Origin of the sequence: Symbioplanes lichenis, assembly GCF_030709675.1 — a bacterium.
Taxonomy (GTDB): domain Bacteria; phylum Actinomycetota; class Actinomycetes; order Mycobacteriales; family Micromonosporaceae; genus Actinoplanes; species Actinoplanes lichenis.
Genome location: NZ_JAUZQD010000009.1, coordinates 283,229 through 300,725 on the forward strand (window position 1 = coordinate 283,229; position 17,497 = coordinate 300,725).

Annotated in this window: 12 protein-coding genes; 4 read left to right on the plus strand and 8 right to left on the minus strand. The window is 72.3% G+C overall.

What is annotated here, in order from left to right; genetic code table 11:
* Positions 1 to 117: 117 nt before the first annotated feature.
* The 5 genes from RAN62_RS23315 to RAN62_RS23335 form a co-directional block, all read right to left on the minus strand.
* Positions 118 to 555 (minus strand): type II toxin-antitoxin system HicB family antitoxin, encoded by a 438-nt coding sequence (locus tag RAN62_RS23315; protein WP_305786849.1) that lies wholly within the window; start codon positions 553 to 555, stop codon positions 118 to 120.
* 280 nt (positions 556 to 835) lie between these two features.
* Positions 836 to 3,259, minus strand: coding sequence for a putative bifunctional diguanylate cyclase/phosphodiesterase (locus RAN62_RS23320; RefSeq protein WP_305786850.1), 2,424 nt, complete (start codon positions 3,257 to 3,259; stop codon positions 836 to 838).
* A 49-nt stretch (positions 3,260 to 3,308) separates the two neighbouring features.
* Entirely contained in the window at positions 3,309 to 4,028 is a 720-nt protein-coding gene (locus RAN62_RS23325) for a PP2C family protein-serine/threonine phosphatase (RefSeq protein ID WP_305786851.1), read from the minus strand.
* 109 nt (positions 4,029 to 4,137) lie between these two features.
* A complete protein-coding gene (locus RAN62_RS23330; protein ID WP_305786852.1) occupies positions 4,138 to 5,145 on the minus strand; it encodes a hypothetical protein in 1,008 nt (335 codons plus the stop codon).
* Positions 5,142 to 6,260, minus strand: coding sequence for a transporter substrate-binding domain-containing protein (locus RAN62_RS23335; protein WP_305786853.1), 1,119 nt, complete (start codon positions 6,258 to 6,260; stop codon positions 5,142 to 5,144). The genes RAN62_RS23330 and RAN62_RS23335 overlap by 4 nt, the downstream gene beginning before the upstream one ends.
* A 76-nt stretch (positions 6,261 to 6,336) precedes the next feature.
* Here RAN62_RS23335 and RAN62_RS23340 point away from each other — a divergent pair, with 76 nt between their 5' ends.
* On the plus strand, positions 6,337 to 7,029 hold the full coding sequence (locus RAN62_RS23340) for a hypothetical protein (protein ID WP_305786854.1): 693 nt from the start codon (positions 6,337 to 6,339) through the stop codon (positions 7,027 to 7,029).
* 1 nt (position 7,030) lies between these two features.
* On the opposite strand, the gene treZ is transcribed toward RAN62_RS23340, so the two are convergent.
* From treZ to glgX, 3 genes are read right to left on the minus strand one after another with little or no spacing between them, the layout of a single operon-like run.
* Positions 7,031 to 8,764 carry a malto-oligosyltrehalose trehalohydrolase gene (gene treZ, locus RAN62_RS23345; RefSeq protein ID WP_305786855.1) on the minus strand — a complete coding sequence of 578 codons (1,734 nt, stop codon included), beginning with the start codon at positions 8,762 to 8,764 and terminating at the stop codon, positions 7,031 to 7,033.
* A 2-nt stretch (positions 8,765 to 8,766) separates the two neighbouring features.
* On the minus strand, positions 8,767 to 11,034 hold the full coding sequence (treY, locus tag RAN62_RS23350) for a malto-oligosyltrehalose synthase (RefSeq protein ID WP_305786856.1): 2,268 nt from the start codon (positions 11,032 to 11,034) through the stop codon (positions 8,767 to 8,769).
* The gene (gene glgX, locus RAN62_RS23355; protein WP_305786857.1) at positions 11,034 to 13,145 is read right to left on the minus strand and encodes a glycogen debranching protein GlgX; all 2,112 of its coding nucleotides are present in this window, start codon (positions 13,143 to 13,145) and stop codon (positions 11,034 to 11,036) included. The genes treY and glgX overlap by 1 nt, the downstream gene beginning before the upstream one ends.
* 235 nt (positions 13,146 to 13,380) lie before the next feature.
* Between glgX and RAN62_RS23360 the strand changes: the two genes are divergently transcribed.
* Genes RAN62_RS23360 through RAN62_RS23370 form a run of 3 tightly spaced genes read left to right on the plus strand, consistent with a single transcriptional unit; the run spans position 13,381 to position 17,326 of the window.
* Positions 13,381 to 15,309 carry an amylo-alpha-1,6-glucosidase gene (locus tag RAN62_RS23360; protein ID WP_305786858.1) on the plus strand — a complete coding sequence of 643 codons (1,929 nt, stop codon included), beginning with the start codon at positions 13,381 to 13,383 and terminating at the stop codon, positions 15,307 to 15,309.
* Positions 15,297 to 16,514 carry a glycosyltransferase family 4 protein gene (locus RAN62_RS23365; protein WP_305786859.1) on the plus strand — a complete coding sequence of 406 codons (1,218 nt, stop codon included), beginning with the start codon at positions 15,297 to 15,299 and terminating at the stop codon, positions 16,512 to 16,514. Before RAN62_RS23360 ends, RAN62_RS23365 begins: the two co-directional genes overlap by 13 nt.
* Entirely contained in the window at positions 16,511 to 17,326 is an 816-nt protein-coding gene (locus RAN62_RS23370; RefSeq protein WP_305786860.1) for a patatin-like phospholipase family protein, read from the plus strand. Before RAN62_RS23365 ends, RAN62_RS23370 begins: the two co-directional genes overlap by 4 nt.
* Positions 17,327 to 17,497 lie beyond the last annotated feature (171 nt).

Genomic DNA, 17,497 nt, shown 5'->3' on the forward strand with positions numbered 1-17,497 from the left:
CGGACCATAGCCGCCACCAAGTGACGGCCGAGCGCGACGGACCGCTACGACCACGCCTGCCAAGCACTGGACGAGACTGGCCACACCCTCTGCGCCTGCGGAACGAGAGGTGGCGGGTCAGGCTGTGCGGGCCTTGTCGGAGCGGCTTTCGATCGCGGCGATGACGTGCTCGGTCGTCCGGAGGCCCGCGAACGACAGCGCCTCGCCGTCTGCCGCGGCCAGTTTTCGCAAGATGTATTGGTTGAGGCTCATGCCGTCCTCGGCGGCGCGGATGGCGAGCTCCCGATGCAGGCTCTCGCCGACCCGCACGTTGAACTTGCCGGAGTAGCTGCGCTCGGCCAGTGGCTGCGGCACTTGCTCACCCTGGCCGACGAGATCGGCGACCACGTCCCGGACGAGGACGAGCATTCCTTCGAGCGCCTCGACCTGGGACTCCGCCAGCCATGACAGCGACGGGAACTCGGCGCAGGTCGCCACGTATTCGCCGTCCTCGGCCGACCAGCTCACCCGATAGCTGTAGTGCGACACATCGGAACGGTCTGCAGTCGAACTCACGTGGCCTCCTTCTTGTCGATCGCCGCGAGCACCTGCCGCACCTGGTAAGCCTTGGCCTTCGCGCCCTTGCGCTGGATGTTCACCCGGGGATTCCCGGGCCAGGGCATTCGGAAGACCATGTGGGAGCTGCCGCTCTGCCGCGGCTCGCCGAAGTAGAAACACGCACACCTGGCAGAGGTCGTCGAAGGCGATGTTTCGCGGGTTGCTTCGCATCGCGGTGACGATCTTATCTAGTTGCGTCACCGAGAAATGGTACTACAAGCGGTACCGCCGGTACCAGCTACGACGCGAGCTCGGCCCGATCGGCCGGCCCGGGCTGGGCGGGAATGGCGACACCCGGCTGGGCGGGAATGCCGGGGCCGAGCTGGGCGGGGACACCGGCACCCTCCTGCGCAGGGAGGTCGGCCGCGAGGCGCTGGACCGGGCGCGGCTGGCCGTAGAGGTAGCCCTGGCCGAGGTCGCAGCCCAGGCCGGTCAGGGCCGCGGCGCGCTCCGGGGTCTCGATGCCCTCGGCCACCACGAGGATGTCCAGGTCGGCGCAGATGGTGACGACGGAGCGGCACAGGGCGCGGGCTCGTTCGGGGGCCACGTCGACGTCCGTGAGGCTCGAGTCCAGTTTGACGATGTCGACGGGCAGGGAGTGGAGCTGGGCGAGGGCGTTCCAGCCGCTGCCGAAGTCGTCGAGGGCGATGCGGACGCCGTGGGCGCGCAGCTCGTCGGCGGACGCGGCGGCCCGGGGCATGTCGGGGATGCGGCGGGTCTCGGTGATCTCGACGATGAGGCGCTGGGGCGGAATCCCCCACCGTTCCAGCGCGGCGACGACGGTGGCGGTCAGGCCGGGCTGGGCCAGGCGGGCGGCGGAGACGTTGACGTGGACGTCGACCGGGTGGCCGTACGCGTGGGCCAGGGCCGCCATGTCGGCGCAGGCGCGGTCCAGGACGAAGTCGTCGACGGCGGCGACGAGGCCGGTGCGCTCGGCAACAGTCACGAAGACGTCGGGGTCGACCGGGCCGGCGATCGGGTCGGTCCAGCGGGCGAGGGCCTCGACGGCCACGACGGCGCCGTCCGACAGGCGGACGATCGGCTGGTAGTGGACCTGGAAGCCGTACTCGGCGGGGTTGCCGGACAGGGCCCGCAGCAGCAGGTGCGGGAGGTCGGCGTGCGGGCCGCCGTCGGCGGCGCCGGTGTAGCGGGCGAGGGCGTTCTTGCCTCGGCGCTTGCTCGCGTACATGGCGGCGTCGGCCCGGCGCAGCAGCGAGTCGGCGGAGAGCTCCTGGTCGCCGGGCTCGGGCTGGACCAGGCCGACGCTGGCGCTGACCACGATCGTGCGGCCGTCGACGAGGAACGGCTCGCGCAGGACGGCCAGGATGCGCTCGGCGATGGGCTCGGCGTCGGGGGCGTGATGGTCGAGCAGCACCGCGAACTCGTCGCCGCCGAGCCGGGCGACCAGATCACCGCGGCCCGTGCAGCCCGCCAGGCGCTCGCCGATCGCGCGCAGCAGCCGGTCGCCCGCGGCGTGGCCGTAGCTGTCGTTGATGAGCTTGAAGTCGTCCAGGTCGGCGAAGATCAGGGCGACAGGCTGACCCCACAGCCGGTACGCCTCCAGCGCCGCACCCAGCCGTTCGCGGAACAGCGCCCGGTTGGCCAGCCCGGTCAGCGAGTCGTGATAGGCCTGGTGGCGCAGCCGTTGCCGGCCCTCGGACACCCGGGCGAGCAGCACGGAATTCTCGGCGATCGTGAGCATCTGCCGCGCGACGACGAGACCGAGGCCGAGCCAGCCGTAGAACGCCTCGTAGGCGGTCAGCTGCGCCCCGGAGCCGGTGCGCACGACGATGACGACGCCCGACGCGATCACCGGCAGGTAGGGCAGCAGCAGGTGCGTCCAGTCGGCCTCCGCCTGCGACGAGTCCGGGGGCGCGAGCGGGCCGGGGTTGCTCAGCGCGGCCAGCCCGAGCAGCGCGGGACCGAGCAGATGACCGGCGGACTCGACGGGGGTCGGCAGGGCCGCGCTCAGCTGCAGCAGCCGCACGAGGTCGGAGGCGCCGAAGGCCAGCATGCCCGCCGCGACGAGCCCCAGCGGCGCGCGCCCCGGCTGCCACGCGGGCCGGGTGATGAGCAGCAGCACGGCCATGACGGTCAGGAGCAGATCCGCCACCGGGTACGCGGCCGCGACGCCCGTGGTCCACGGGGTGCGCGTGACCTCGTCGACCACCCGCAGCGGCACCAGCGACCAGACGAGGGCCACCAGCGAACCGGTGACCAGGATGCTGTCGATGACCAGCACGACGCGGTCGCGGCCGAGGGAGATCCGGGCGGGCCGGGGCAGCACGGATGTCGCGCACAGCAGCCCGGCGAAGACGGCGGCCGGCAGGATCAGGAAGCCGCTGCGGCCCGGCCCGGACAAGGGGTCGGCGACGTCGCGGACGACCCACCACACGCGGGTGGCCGCCCAGGCGGTGAGCCCGGCCCCGATCAGCACCCGCCACGCTGCCAGGGCACCCGACCGGTCCCGGGCCCCCGCGAAGCAGGCATAGGCCGCCAGCACTCCGGCCGCGAGCTGAGCCGCGTCGCCGTAGAGACGGCGGCCCGGCCCGTCGGGCACCACCCACGTGCCGGCGGCCGTGACGACGGCGACGATCGCCAGCGTCACGGTGAGCCGCACGGACAGGCGTCCCGTCGTCATCACCACCCACCAGCCGGTCACGGGAACCGAAGTAAGGTACCGCAGGCGAGCGCCGGAGGCGGGACTGTGCTCAGTCCAGTGTCAGATCGGCGACAATCACCGTGATGTTGTCCGGGCCGCCACCCTCGAGCGCGAGGTCGAGCAACCGGCCGGCGCAGTCGTGCGGGTCCGGGATCGCCAGCATCTCCGCCTCGATCCGCTCGGGCGGGACGACGCCGGTGAGGCCGTCGCTGCACAGCAGCCAGCGGTCGTTCTGCTCGGGCTCGACGATCACGTAGGACGGGCTGACCGGCTCGCCCTGCAGGGCTTGGGTCACCACCGCCCGCCGCGGATGCCCGGCCGCTTCCTCGGGCCGGATCAGGCCCTGGTCGACGAGCATCTGGACGTACGTGTCGTCCTTGGTCAGCTGGTTCAGCGTGCCGTCGCGCAGCAGGTAGGCCCGGCTGTCGCCGACATGGGCGAGCGCGGCGCGGTCGGTCGAGAAGACGACAGCGGTCAGCGTGGTGCCCATGCCCTGCAGGGCCTGGTCGCCGGCGACGGTCTCGGCGATCCGTCCGTTGGCGACCTCGAGGGCCTTGTGCAGGGCGTCCATCTGGTGGTCGTTGTCGATCGGCACGTCGAGCGACGCCATGGCCTCGACGGCGATGCGGCTGGCCACGTCTCCGGCGGCCATGCCACCCATGCCGTCCGCGACGACCAGCAGGCGCTCCCCGGCGTAATGGCAGTCCTGATTGCTGCTCCGCACGTGGCCTCTATCGGTGACGGCCGCCCACCGCAGGTGCAAGGTCATGGCGTGCAGCCTGCCAGGTCCGGTCCAGCCTGTCTGCACGTGGTCGGCGGCGCGCCGCGACAAAGCCCCGCCAACTGCGGAAAAAGGAGTTCCACGGGTGCGTTTCCCCTCATCGCGACACCGGACGGCCGAGACAGCGCGGGTCGACGGCGGCGCCGGCGGGGCGCGTCGGAGCAGCCCATTCGAGGGCGGACTGATCGACGGCCCAGCCGCGCACCGTGATCCGGCTGAACTGCGGGCGCACCGGTTCCGGGCAGAGCGTCTTGGACCGTACCCGATCGTTGGGAACGAACATGACGTCACCCCCGCGAGTGAGGATGGTCGTCGCGGTGTCGTCCACCGTGATGAGTTGCCCGCGGATCACCTCAGGGCCCGGATCCACCTCGATCGCACTGTTGGGGAGCACCGGCGCGCGGAGGAAGACCACGCCGACGACGATCGGTGCCACGGCGACCGCGGCGACGGCGGGCCAGTGCGTGGCGAGGCGGGCGGCGCGCGGCGGCACCGGCCCGGTGAGCAACCAGCCGAGCAGCGGGGGTACGGCCAGCAGCACCGCCGTCCCGGTCTCCCCGGCCGCGAGGGCGGTCCGCACGCCCGGCCACACCCAGATCAGCGCGATGATCCCGGCGGCGACGGGGACCACGAGCGTGGCGACGACCAGCATCGCCCGCTCCCCCGGGAAACGCTGCACCGCGGTGAGCCCGATGATCGCGACGACGAGCATCAGCAGGGTCGGCAGCATCCGCATCTGCCACGTGAAGCCGGCCAGCCCGACGCCGAGCACCACCACCCAGTCGGGCATCCGCTGGGCGCTCAGGGCGAGCCCGGACCGGCGCGTGGTCTCTTCCCCCTCGGGCGAGCTGACCAGCAGGATGCCGCCGAGCGTGCGGATGACGAGGATGACCGCCGGGACCGTCCAGATGAGCGCGATCACCAGCGCGCTGATCATGCCGAGCGGGCTGATGTACTGCACCAGCAGCAGCATCGTGGGCAGGTCCTGCCGGCTCAGGTACCAGAGCCGCAGCACGAGCAGCACCAGCGGGAACGCGGGCAGCGCGGTGAGCAGCCAGTTGAACTGGGCGCGGCGGCTGCGCTTGAGACGGTCGGCGGAGGTCACGGCGTCAGGTTCTCCCACGGCAGCTCGCGCACCCGCGGCCGCTCGATGACCGGCTGATTCGGCCGGGCGAGCGGGGTGAGCGGCAGACCGGCCGCGTTGACGCCCAGGTTCTTCTGCAGCGGCAGCTCCGGCTTGATGGTGCTCTCGTACGCGTCCTCCCAGCGATGATCCTTCGGATCCGCGTACGAGCGGTAGAGCGTCACGTTGACCAGATCGCGCAGGGCCGCGTTGTTGCCGACGCTGACGCCGTACGCCTCGGTGACGTCCAGGCCGAGGTCCCAGTGGTCGTATTTCACCCGGTTCTGCGCCTTGAATCCGCCCAGGATGGCCGCGTCCGTGCTGATCGCGTCGACCTCGCCGGAGTCCAGCATCGGCAGGCACTCGCTGACCCGATTGACCCGCTTCAGGGTGCCGCCGGCCTTCTCCACCTCGCTCGCACTGGTCGAACTGGACAGCGAGCACACGGTCTGGTCCTTGAAGTCCTCGAGGCTGGTGACCTTGCGATGGCCGGCGAGGGTGAGCACGGACTGCTCGGTGTGCAGATAGGACTTGCTGAACATCACGTTCGGCATCGCCTCGCGGGTGGGCGTGATGCTGTAACTGGCGATGACCAGCTTCACCGGCTGCGGGTTGCCGATCAGGTCGGTCGCCTCCATCCGGGCGCGGTCCTCGCTCTCGATGCCGTAGAACAGCACCTGCTCGCGGGTGAAGCCCAGATCCTCGGCGATCATGTACGCGATCTGGATGTCGAACCCCGACCAGATCTTGGTGTTCTCGTCGTAGTAGGCGATCCCGGGCTGATCGTTCTTGACGCCGATCTCCAGCGTCGGCCACTCGTCCACGCCCGCGGCCCGGCGCAGGTCCTCGACCGACGGCGGCCCGACGTGGAACAGCCGCACCCACGAGAACGTCAGCACCAGCACGATGATCAGCCCGATCGCCGCCAGCCGCCACGGCGCGAGCGAGTGCCCGAAGGTGCGTACCGTCTCCTCGGGCCGCGCGAACGTGCGCCGCAGCCCCTCCAGAGCCCGCTGTCCGCGCAGCTCGCGGGGTTTCGCCCGTTGCCGCGGCGGCCGCCGCACCACCACCTTGCGCACGGCCCGATCATCGTCCATGCGCAACATCGTGCCCCAAGATTGCTACACCCAGGGGTCACGCATGAGCGGCACGTGTCCGGGTATGCCGCGCAGCATGAAGCGTGGACTCCTCACCGGGGTCGCCGCGGCCGCTGTGCTCGGCGCGGGGATCCGGCTCGTGCACCGGCAGGGCCAGCGGTTGCTGCATCCGGACGGCCGCACCTATTCCGGGGAGCTGCGGGTCCCCGGCGGCGCCGGCACCGGCTCGGCCCTGCTGGACCGCCCGGCGCGGCACCCGATCACGGTCCGCGTGTCCAAGGGCATCGGCACCGAGCCGGGCCGCTACGACATCCTCGGCCTGGCCGTCCGCGTGCACGGGCCGGTGGCGGGACACCGCACCGACCTGCTCTTCTCGACGTGCGGCGCGGGCCGGGCCCTGCGGCACGTCCCGGCCCTGCGGCGGGACTTCTCCACCACGTACGGATCGATCCTCGCCTACCGCAGCGGCACCGGCCGTAAGTTCTATCTCGCCGCCCGGCCGGCACCGGGCAGCGAGGACCTGGGCGGCACCCTGGAGTCGGTGACGGCCACCGCGGCCAAGGACGGCGCGCTGTTCGAGATCCGCGCCGACGAGCGCACGGTCGCGGAGCTGTGCTTCGGTCAGGAGCTGCCGGAGTCGACGGACGCGGCGCTGGCGTTCAACCCGATCGACAACGTGACGGCCGACCTGCACCCCGTCGGGCTGATCCACCACAGCAGAGCCCTCGCCTACCGCTGGTCGCAACGGTGGCGAGGGCTCCCGGTGTAGCTCAGCGGGCGTACACGATCACCGCGGTCTCGGCGGGCAGCTCGACGCGGTCGCGCTGGAGGACCACGCCGGGGCCGGTCGCCAGCAGCACCTTGCTCGGCGTTGACTGCAGGCTCACGGTCTGCGCCACCCCGGCCAGGTTCGCCGCCACGACACATCGGCCGCGGCGCATGACGACATATTGATCGCCGTGCGACACCTCGACCTTGTCCAGCCGCGGGTCGGACAGGTCGGTGTGCTCCTTGCGCAGCGCGATCAGCGTCTTGTAGAGGTCGAGGATCTCCGCGTGCCCCGGCTTGGCGGCCTCGGACCAGTCCAGCTTGGAGCGCTCGAAGGTCGCCGGGTCCTGCGGGTCGGGCACCTCGGCCTCGGCCCAGCCGTGCTCGGCGAACTCGCGCCGCCGGCCGTTCTGCACCGCCGCCGCCAGCTCGGGCTCGGGGTGGCTGGTGAAGAACTGCCACGGGCTGCTCGCCGCCCACTCCTCGCCCATGAAGAGCATCGGGGTGAAGGGCGAGGTCAGCAACAGCGTCGCGCCGACCTTGAGCAGACCCGGCGACAGCGTCGCGGAGATCCGGTCGCCGATCGCGCGGTTGCCGATCTGGTCATGGTTCTGCAGGTACGCGACGAAGCGGTGACCCGGCGTCCGCTGCCGGTCGACGGGCCGCCCGTGGTGCCGGCGCCGGAAGCTCGACCAGGTGTTCGCGTGGAAGAAGGCGCCGGTCAGCACCGTCTCCAGGCACTCCAGCGAGCCGAAGTCGCCGTAGTAGCCCTGCCGCTCCCCGGTGAGCAGCGTGTGCAGCGCGTGGTGCACGTCGTCGGCCCACTGGGCGTGCAGGCCGTAGCCGTGGCCCTCGCGCGGGGTGATCAGCGTCGGGTCGTTGAGGTCGGACTCCGCGATCAGCGACAGCGGCCGGCGCAGGTGCGCGGAGAGGCTCTCGACCTCGGTCGCGATCTGCTCCAGCAGGTGGACGGCGTTGTGGTCGACCAGCGCGTGCACGGCGTCCAGGCGCAGCCCGTCCACGTGGTAGTCGCGCAGCCAGCCCAGAATGCTGTCGATGATGTAGCGGCGCACCTGGTCGGACTCGGGACCGTCGAGGTTGACCGAGTCGCCCCACGGGTTGTTGCCCGCGGCGCTCAGATAGGGCGCGAACATCGGCGCGTACGCCCCGCTGGGGCCGAAGTGGTTGTAGACCACGTCCAGCACCACGCCGAGCCCCTTGGCGTGCGCCGCGTCGACGAAGCGCTTGAGCCCGTCGGGCCCCCCGTACGCCTCGTGCGGCGCGAACCAGCACACGCCGTCGTAACCCCAGTTGTACTCGCCGTTGAACGCGTTGACCGGCAGCAGCTCGACCAGGTCGACGCCGAGGTCGACCAGGTGGTCCAGGCGCTCGATCGCAGCGTCGAACGTGCCTTCGGGGGTGAAGGTGCCGATGTGCAGCTCGTAGAGGACCGACCCGGGCAGCTGGCGGCCGGTCCAGGAGCCGTCGGACCACGGGAAGGCCGCGTGGTCGTACACCCGGCTGGGGCCGTGCACCCCCTGAGGCTGCCACTTCGAGCGCGGGTCGGGAAGGGGCGTGTCGTGATCCGGCAGAAGGTACGCGTAATCCGTCCCGGGACCGGCGTCGGCGACCTCGGCGCGCCACCACCCGTCGTCCCCGCGCTCCATCTCCCGCTCCTCGCCGCCGATCGACAGCTTGACGGTTGTCTCGGGCACCCACACGGCGAACTCGGTCATGCTCACTCTTTCACCAGCAGGGCGACGGGGTAGGTCTGAAGGATGTCGGCCACTGCCAGGCGATTGCCGCCGTACGTGGTGTTCGTGAAGACTTCCGTCCACGTGTGGCCGTCGAGTGTCAGCGTGGTGTCGTGCCAGCCGCCGTGGCGTGACAATCCGACCGGCAGGCGGGTCGCCACGGCCACCACGCCGCCCCGGTCGAAGGCGAGCACGTGCTCGGCGGTGCGCCCGTCGGCGTACACCGGCTTGTAGCTCGTGAAGAGCTCGGGCCGCTGCTTGCGCAACCGCAGCAGGCGGCTGGTGACCAGCAGCTTGGCTGCCCCGGTCGCGTCGACCGGCGGCAGCCACCCGTCGTCGATGCGGCTGAGCAGCTCGCGCCGCTCGGCGAAGTCCACCGGGCGCCGGTTGTCCGGGTCGACCAGCGAGAAGTCCCACAGCTCGGTGCCCTGGTAGACGTCCGGGACGCCGGGCATCGCCAGCTGCACGAGCTTTTGGCCGAGCGAGTTCGACCAGCCCGGCGGGGTGATCGACTGCGCGAACCCCGCGACCTCGCTGTGCAGCGCCGGGTCGTCGTAGATCCGGTCGACCATCTCCTTGAGCTGCGTCTCGAAGCGCTCGTCGGGCGTGGTCCAGGTGGTCGCGCTGCCGGCTTCCTTGGCGGCCTTCAGCGCGTACGCGTGGAGCCGCTCGCGGGAGATCGGCCAGGCCCCGACCGCGGCTTGCCACACCAGGTGCGCCATCGCCGGATCGCTGAGCGGGGCCGTGCGGACCCAGCGGCGCACCACCTCGGTCCAGTCGCCGGGCAGCTCGCTGAGCACGGCGAGCCGGGCCCGCACGTCCTCGCTGCGCTTGGTGTCGTGGGTCGAGAGCGTGGTCATGCTCTCCGGCCAGCGCCGATGCCGCGCCTCGGTGAGGTCGTGGAACTCGTCCGGGGAGACGCCGAACTTCGACGGGTCGTTGCCGACCTCGTTGCGCGCCGTGAAGCGGGTCCAGCGGTAGAACGCGGTGTCCTCGACGCCCTTGGCCATGACCGCGCCGGTGTACTGCTGGAAGCGCAGCGCCAGCTCGTCGGCCGGATTGCGCAGCCGGGCGACGAGCTTGTCGAGGCACGGGATCAGCTCGGGGCGGCGGCGACCGGCCTCGGCGCGGGCCTTGGCCAGGTGCCGCGAGCCGAACGGCATGTAGGTGCGGTAGACCGGGAAGCACGCCGCCAGCTCGGCGAGGGCCCGGGGCGCGGTGTCCTCGTCCGGCATCAGCCGCGCCAGCCGGGCGTTCTCGGCCGCGAGCTGCTTGGTCGCGTGGGCGTACTTGGTGTCGTGGACCAGGTTCTCCCACGTCGTCGTGGTGCCGGTCAGGTGGTGGTCGAGGGTGTCGAAGAACGCCTCGGTGGTGCCGTCGACGAAGACGCCGCCCACCTCGGAGAGCGCGTCGTAGCCGGTGGTGCCGGCGACGGGCCAGTCCGGCATCTCCTCGCCCGGCTCGAGGATCTTCTCGATGACCAGCCACGCGTCCGGGGCGGCGGCCCGCAGCATCTCCAGGTAGCCGCCCGGGTCACGCAAACCGTCGGGGTGGTCCACCCGCAGACCTTGTACGGAACCCTCGGCCACCCAGCGCAGGATCTCCTTGTGCGTGGCCTCGAAGACCTCGGGGTCCTCGACGCGCAGCCCGGCCAGGTCGGTGATCGTGAAGAACCGGCGGTAGTTGATCTCGCTGTCGCCGCGCGTCCAGTTGGCCAGCTCGTAGTTCTGCCGCTCGTGCACCTCCCGCGGCGAGCCCTCGCCGGTGCCCTCGGCGATCGGATAGCGCTTGTCGTAGTAGCGCAGCTCGCCATCCTCGACCCGGAGCTGGTCGAGCGCGTCCGGCTCGTCGGCCAGCACCGGGATCAGGATCTTGCCGCGTGACCAGTCGATGTCGTAGAACTTCGCGTACGGCGACTGCTCGCCGTTCTTGAGCACGTCCCACCACGTCGGATTCGCGTGGGGCACGGCCACCCCGGCGTGGTTGGGCACGATGTCGACGACCAGGCCCAGCCCGGCGGCCTCGAGGGCGGCCTTGAGCTCCAGCCGCCCCTGCTCGCCGCCGAGCGCGGGGCTGACCTGGGTGTGGTCGACGACGTCGTAGCCGTGCTCGGAGCCGGGCGCGGCGGTGAGGATCGGAGCCGTGTACATGTGGCTGGCGCCGAGGTCGGCCAGGTAATCGGCCAGCTTGGCCGCCTCGGGCAGGGGGAAGTCGGGGCGTACCTGAATGCGGTAGGTACCGGAGAAGGGCATCAAACCGTCCTGTCCAACACGATGAGCGAGCGGTCCGGAACGAGGATCGTGTTGCCCGCCTCGACCACGTTCGGGCGGTCGGGCGAGGGTTCGGCCGTTTCGATGACCTTCTCCCACTTCTCGCCGTACTCGGCGGGCGGGGTGTGGAACTCGATGGGCGCGTCGTGGGCGTTGAAGAACAGCAGGAAGGAGCTGTCGACGTGGCGCTGGCCGTACTGGCCGCGCTCGCGGATGCCCTCGCCGTTGACGAAGAGCGCGACCGCCCGGCCGAAGTCGTTGCCCCAGTCGTCGCCGGCCATCTGCCGCCCGTCCGGGGTGAACCACTCGAGGTCGGGCAGCGGGTCGCCGCCGCCGCGCGCGGTGACCGGCAGGCCGGTGAAGAAGCGCCGCCGCTGGAAGACCTGGTGCCGGTGGCGGAAGGCGGTCAGCTTGCGGGTGAACTCGAGCAGCGTCTCGTCCGCGTTGTCCCAGTCGATCCAGCTGATCTCGTTGTCCTGGCAGTAGGCGTTGTTGTTGCCGCCCTGGGTGCGGCCCAGCTCGTCGCCGTGCGAGATCATCGGCACGCCCTGGCTCAGCATCAGCGTGGCCAGGAAGTTGCGCCGCTGCTTGGCCCGCAGCTGCAGCACGCCCTTGTCGTCGCTCGGCCCCTCGGTGCCGCAGTTCCACGACCGGTTGTGGCTCTCGCCGTCGCGGTTCTCCTCGCCGTTGGCCTCGTTGTGCTTGTCGTTGTACGAGACCAGGTCGTTGAGCGTGAACCCGTCGTGCGCGGTGACGAAGTTGATCGAGTGGAAGGGCTTGCGGCCGTCGTCCTGGTAGAGGTCGGCGGAGCCGGTGATGCGGCTGGCGAACTCGGCGAGCGTCGCCGGCTCGCCGCGCCAGAAGTCGCGGACGGTGTCGCGGTACTTGCCGTTCCACTCCGTCCAGTTCGGCGGGAAGTTGCCCACCTGGTAGCCGCCGGGCCCGACGTCCCACGGCTCGGCGATCAGCTTGACCTGGCCGACCACCGGGTCCTGCTGCACGACCTCGAAGAACGTCGACAGCCGGTCCACGTCGTAGAACTCGCGGGCCAGCGTCGAGGCGAGGTCGAAGCGGAACCCGTCGACGTGCATCTCGGTGACCCAGTAACGCAGCGAGTCCATGATCAGCTGGAGGCTCTGCGGGCTGCGCACGTTGAGGCTGTTCCCCGTGCCGGTGTAGTCCATGTAGAAGTTGGGCTGGTCGTCCACCAACCGGTAGTAGGTCCGGTTGTCGATGCCCTTGAGGCTCATCGTCGGGCCGAGGTGGTTGCCCTCCGCCGTGTGGTTGTAGACGACGTCGAGGATGACCTCCATGCCGGCCGCGTGCAGCGCCTTGACCATGCCCCGGAACTCCTGGGTCTGCTGGCCGAGCGCGCCCATCGCGGAATAGCCGTGGTAGGGCGCGAAGAAGCCGAGCGTGTTGTAGCCCCAGTAGTTGCGCAGGCCCAGGTCGTCGAGGCGGTTGTCGTGCACGAACTGGTGCACCGGCATCAGCTCGACCGCGGTGACGCCCAGCTTCGCGAAGTGCTCGATGACGGCCGGGTGCCCGATCGCCGCGTACGTGCCCCGCATCTCCGGCGGCACGTCGGGGTGGCGCTGGGTCAGGCCCTTCACGTGGGTCTCGTAGATCACCGAGTGGTGGTACGGGATGTCCGGGCGCCGGTCGTTGCCCCAGTCGAAGTACGGGTTGACGACCACGCCCTTGGCCATGTGCGGCGCCGAGTCCAGATCCGACATCTGATCGGGGTTGGCGAAGTCGTAGGCGTACAGCGACGGGTGCCAGTCGATGTCCGAGTCGACGGCCCGGGCGTAGGGGTCCAGCAGCAGCTTGTGCGGGTTGCACCGCAGGCCGCGGGACGGGTCGTACGGGCCGTAGACGCGGTAGCCGTACCGCTGGCCGGGCTCCACCCCCGGCAGATAGGCGTGCCAGACGAACGCGTCCTGCTCGTGCAGCTGGACCTTGCGCTCGTTGCCCGACGCGTCGAAGAGACACAGCTCGACCGCCTCGGCGACCTCCGAGAAGATCGCGAAGTTGGTGCCCGTGCCGTCATATGTCGCGCCCAGCGGATACCGGTGACCCGGCCACACCTGCATGTTGTTGCTCCCAGCCCTCGACCAGTCGGGTACCTCGCGGCCACGAGGGCTTCGCCGCGGGCAGGATCGCGTTTCCCCGCCACGCGCCGGTCCAATCCTGCGCGACCGCGTCACGGTCATTCTTACGGACCGATCGGACCGCGGACGGGCGACCGTCCGATCACCGGTAACTCGTGTGGGCGGCGTCACCCGGCCAGTGGGTTTAGCGAAGATCAGCCCGAGCATTAAGGGAACCGTGCCGCGAAGTCCCCAGATCATCACCGGTTCCCTGGCCGCGGACGGTGGTGCCGGATGGGAGTGGCTGGTCACCGACGGCACCGGCGGCTTCGCCACGGGCACGGTCGCCGGCCTGCGCACGCGGCGCTATCACTCGCTGCTCACGGTGGCCGACCCCGCCACGGGCGTCCGGCACACCGCGCTCGCCGCGCTGGACCTGACGCTGACACTGCCGTCCGGGGCGCGGGTGCCGCTCTACACGCACCAGTGGGAGTCCGGCGCGGTGTCCCCCGAGGGCCATCGGCACCTCGAGACGTTCACCCTCGCCGACGGATTGCCCCGGTGGCGGTGGCGGGTGGGGGACGTGGTCGTGGAGCGCGAGCTCGCTCTGGCGTACGGGCGGCCGGCCCTCGCCGTCGTCCACCGCGTCGTCGCCGCTCCGGAGCCCGTGGGGCTGGCGGTCGCGGCGATTTGCACGTGGCGGGACGCGCACGGCGAGCGCTACGCCACCGGGCCCGCCCTCGACGTCGAGCAGCTGGCGGACGGGGCGGTCGTCGCCGGGGCGTACCGGATCAGCGGCCCGGGCTGGCAGCCCGGCGGCGGCTGGCATCTGGGGGCCTGGCACCGGGAGGAAGCCGGCCGCGGGCTCGTCGCGACCGAGGACCTGTTCCTGGCCGGCACCTTCGTCGACCGGCTCGGCGAGGGCGGCACCCTCGAGATCTCCGCCTGGGCCGGCGACCTGGCCCGGCGCCCGCCCGCCGCCCCGCCCGCCGTGATCGCCGCCGCGCACGACCGGGCCCGGTCGCTGATCACCACCGCCCAGGGCGACCCCCTCGCCCTGGCCGCCGACCAGTTCCTCGTCGCCGCGGCGGACGGGCCCGACGTCGTCGCCGGCTACCCGTGGTTCGGCAGCTACCTCGGCGACACGATGACCGCCTACGAGGGGCTGTTCCTCGCGACCGGCCGCGCCGACGAGGGCCGTGAGCTGCTGATCGCCCGGACGGCCGCCGCGGTCCGCGACACCGCGCGCAACTCCCCCGACGCGCCGTGGAGCCCGCACGACTCCCCCGACGCGCCGCTGTGGCTGGTGCACGCCGTCGACCGGCACGTGGCCCGCACCGGCGACACCGACCTCGCCGCCGAGCTGGCCGAGGGGCTGAGCCGCATGCTGGCCGCCCGGGTCGGCCCGCTGCTGCAGGACGACGAGCTGCTGCGCCTCTCCCCCGCGACCCTGAGCTGGATGAACGCCTACACCGCGGCCGGGCCGGTCACGCCCCGGATCGGGAAGCCGGTCGAGATCAACGCGCTGTGGGTCAACGCCTTGGCGGCGCTGATCGAGCTGCGGTCGGCGGCCGGGAAGGACCTCGGCTCGCTGCGCGCGCGACACTCCCGGGCCAGGGACGCGTTCGCCACGCGGTTCCGGGCGCCGGACGGCTGGCTTCACGACGTGATCGACGGGCCCGCGTCCGCGTACCCCCTGGGCGCCGGCGCCCACGACGACGACCCGTCGCTGCGGCCCAACCAGCTGTTCGCGTGGTCGCTGCCGCACGCGCCGCTCGCCGGCCCGGTCACCGAGGCGGACCGGACGGCCCTGCGCGCGATCGGCTCGGCCCTGCTGACCCCGCTCGGGCTGCGCACGCTCGCCCCGGCCGAGTACGGCTACCAGGGCGAGCACCGCGGCGGGCGCGACGAGCGGGACGTCGCCTACCACCAGGGCACGGTGTGGCCCTGGCTGATCGGCGCCTACGTGGACGCGCGCGCCGCGACCGGCCTGGGCGTGACCGGACTGCTGACCGGCCTCGAGGCGCACGTGCGCGAGGCCGGGCTGGGGTCGTTGAGCGAGACGGCGGACGGCGACCCGCCGCACCGGGCGACGGGCAGCCCGTTCTCCGCCCGGTCCGTCGCCGAGGTGCTGCGAGTGAGGGGAAGGGCCGGATGCGAATCCTGATGCTGAGCTGGGAGTATCCGCCGCTGCTGGTGGGCGGTCTGGGCCGGCACGTGCACGCGCTGGCGACCGCGCTGGTCGCGGGCGGGCACGAGGTCACGGTGGTCACCCGGCACGCGCCCGGATCGCTGCGCGAGGAGTACGCCGAGGGCGTGCACGTCGTCCGCGCCCCCGAGGACCCGGTGGACTATCCGCACCTCGTGGGCGAGGCGACCGCCTTCAACCACACGTTCACCCGGGCGGCCCTGCGGGCGGCGCGCACCGGCCGGTACGACGTCGTCCACGCCCACGACTGGCTGGTCGCCCACGCGGCGGTGACCCTGCGCGAGCACCTCGACGTGCCGCTGGTCGCCACGATCCACGCGACCGAGGCGGGCCGGCACCAGGGCTACCTGCCCGAGGCGCACAACCGCACGATCGACGACGTCGAGCGCTGGCTCGCCTCCGAGGCGGCCCGCGTGATCGTCTGCTCCGACTACATGCGCCGGGAAGTGCAGCGCCAGTTCGCGGTGCCCGCCGCCCGTACGGCCGTCGTGCGCAACGGCGTCGACGTCCTGCGCTGGTACGCCCGCCCGCGCGCGATCGCCGCCGCCCGGTCCGCCTACGCCGGGGACGCCCCGCTGGTCTCCTTCGCGGGCCGGCTGGTCTACGAGAAGGGCGTCCAGCATCTGCTCGCCGCGGTGCCCGCGCTCCGCTCGTCGATCCCGGATCTGCGCGTGGTGATCGCGGGCGACGGCCCCTACCGTTCCGCGCTCGAGGAGATGGCCCCGCCCGGCGTGACGTTCACGGGGTTCCTCACCGGCCACTCGCTGACCGCGCTGATGGGCGCCTCGGACTGCTACGTCGTGCCGAGCATCTACGAGCCGTTCGGCATGGTTGCCCTGGAGGCCGCCGCCGCGGGCACCCCGGTCGCCGTCGCCGCCACCGGCGGGCTGGCCGAGATCATCGAGCCCGGCGTCACCGGCGTCGCCTTCGCCCCGCAGGACCCGGACTCCCTGGCGGCATCCGTCGCCTCTGTCCTCACCGACCGCGAGTACGCCCGCACCCTGGCCCGCCGCGGCCGCCGCCGGGTCCGCGAGGACTTCACGTGGCCGTCGATCGGGTCCCGCACGGTCGGCGTCTACGAGGCAGCCGCCCGGACGACCGGCTTCGTCGCCCGCGAGGCGGAGATCGTGCTCGCCCGGCAGGACGGGCTGACCGCCGCATGAGGGCGCTGGTCCTCGGGGGCGGCGGCATCACCGGCATCGCCTGGGAGCTCGGCCTGCTCGCGGGGCTCGGCCTCACCCTGGCGGAGGACGACCTGGTCGTCGGCACCTCCGCCGGGGCGTACGTGGGCGCCCTGCTCGCCACCGGCACCGACCTGTCGTCCGCGGCCCGCGCGGCCGCGGCCGTCGACATCGAGCTCTCACCCCGCATCGACGCCGGCCTCCTCGCCCAGGGATTCGCCCTGCTCGGCGACCGGTCCCTGGCCCCGGAGCAGCTCCGCGCCCGCCTCGGCGGCCTGGCCATGGCCGCGCCGGTCGGCTCCCCCGCCGCCCACGTCGACCGCTTCGCCGCCCAGCTGCCCGTCCACGAGTGGCCCGCCGCGCCCCGCCTCGTGATCACCGCCGTCGACACCGCCACGGGCGCCCTCGCCGCCTGGGACGCCGCCGCCGGTGTCCCCCTGCCCGACGCGGTCGCCGCGAGCTGCGCCCTGCCGGGCATCTTCCCGCCCGTCGCCATCGACGGCGGCCACTACATGGACGGCGGCGTCCACTCGGTGACCCACGCGGCCCTCGCGGCCGGCGCGTCGGCGGTGCTGGTCGTCGCGCCCAGCGGCGGCGGCATGCTGCGCGCCTCGCCGGAGGCCGAACTCGCGGCCCTGGCCCCGCCGCGCAGCCTGCTGATCACCCCGGACGCGGCCGCCCGCGCGGCCATCGGCGGCAACATCCTCGACCCGGGCCGTCGCGCCCCCGCCCTGGCCGCCGGCACCGCCCAGGCCGCCACCCTCGCCGCCGCGGTCGCCGCCGTCTGGGCCTGAGCCGGCCACGCCCCCCACACGTCGCCGGCCGCGATCGGCAGGACCACTCGTCGGTCGGTGCGGGTTGAGCCGTTCACCGCGCCCCGGATGCGGCACGCGCCGTTCGACCGGGGCGAGCGGGTCGTTCCGGGCGTGGTGGCCGAAGCGCGGCTCGGAAGCAGGCGCGATCAG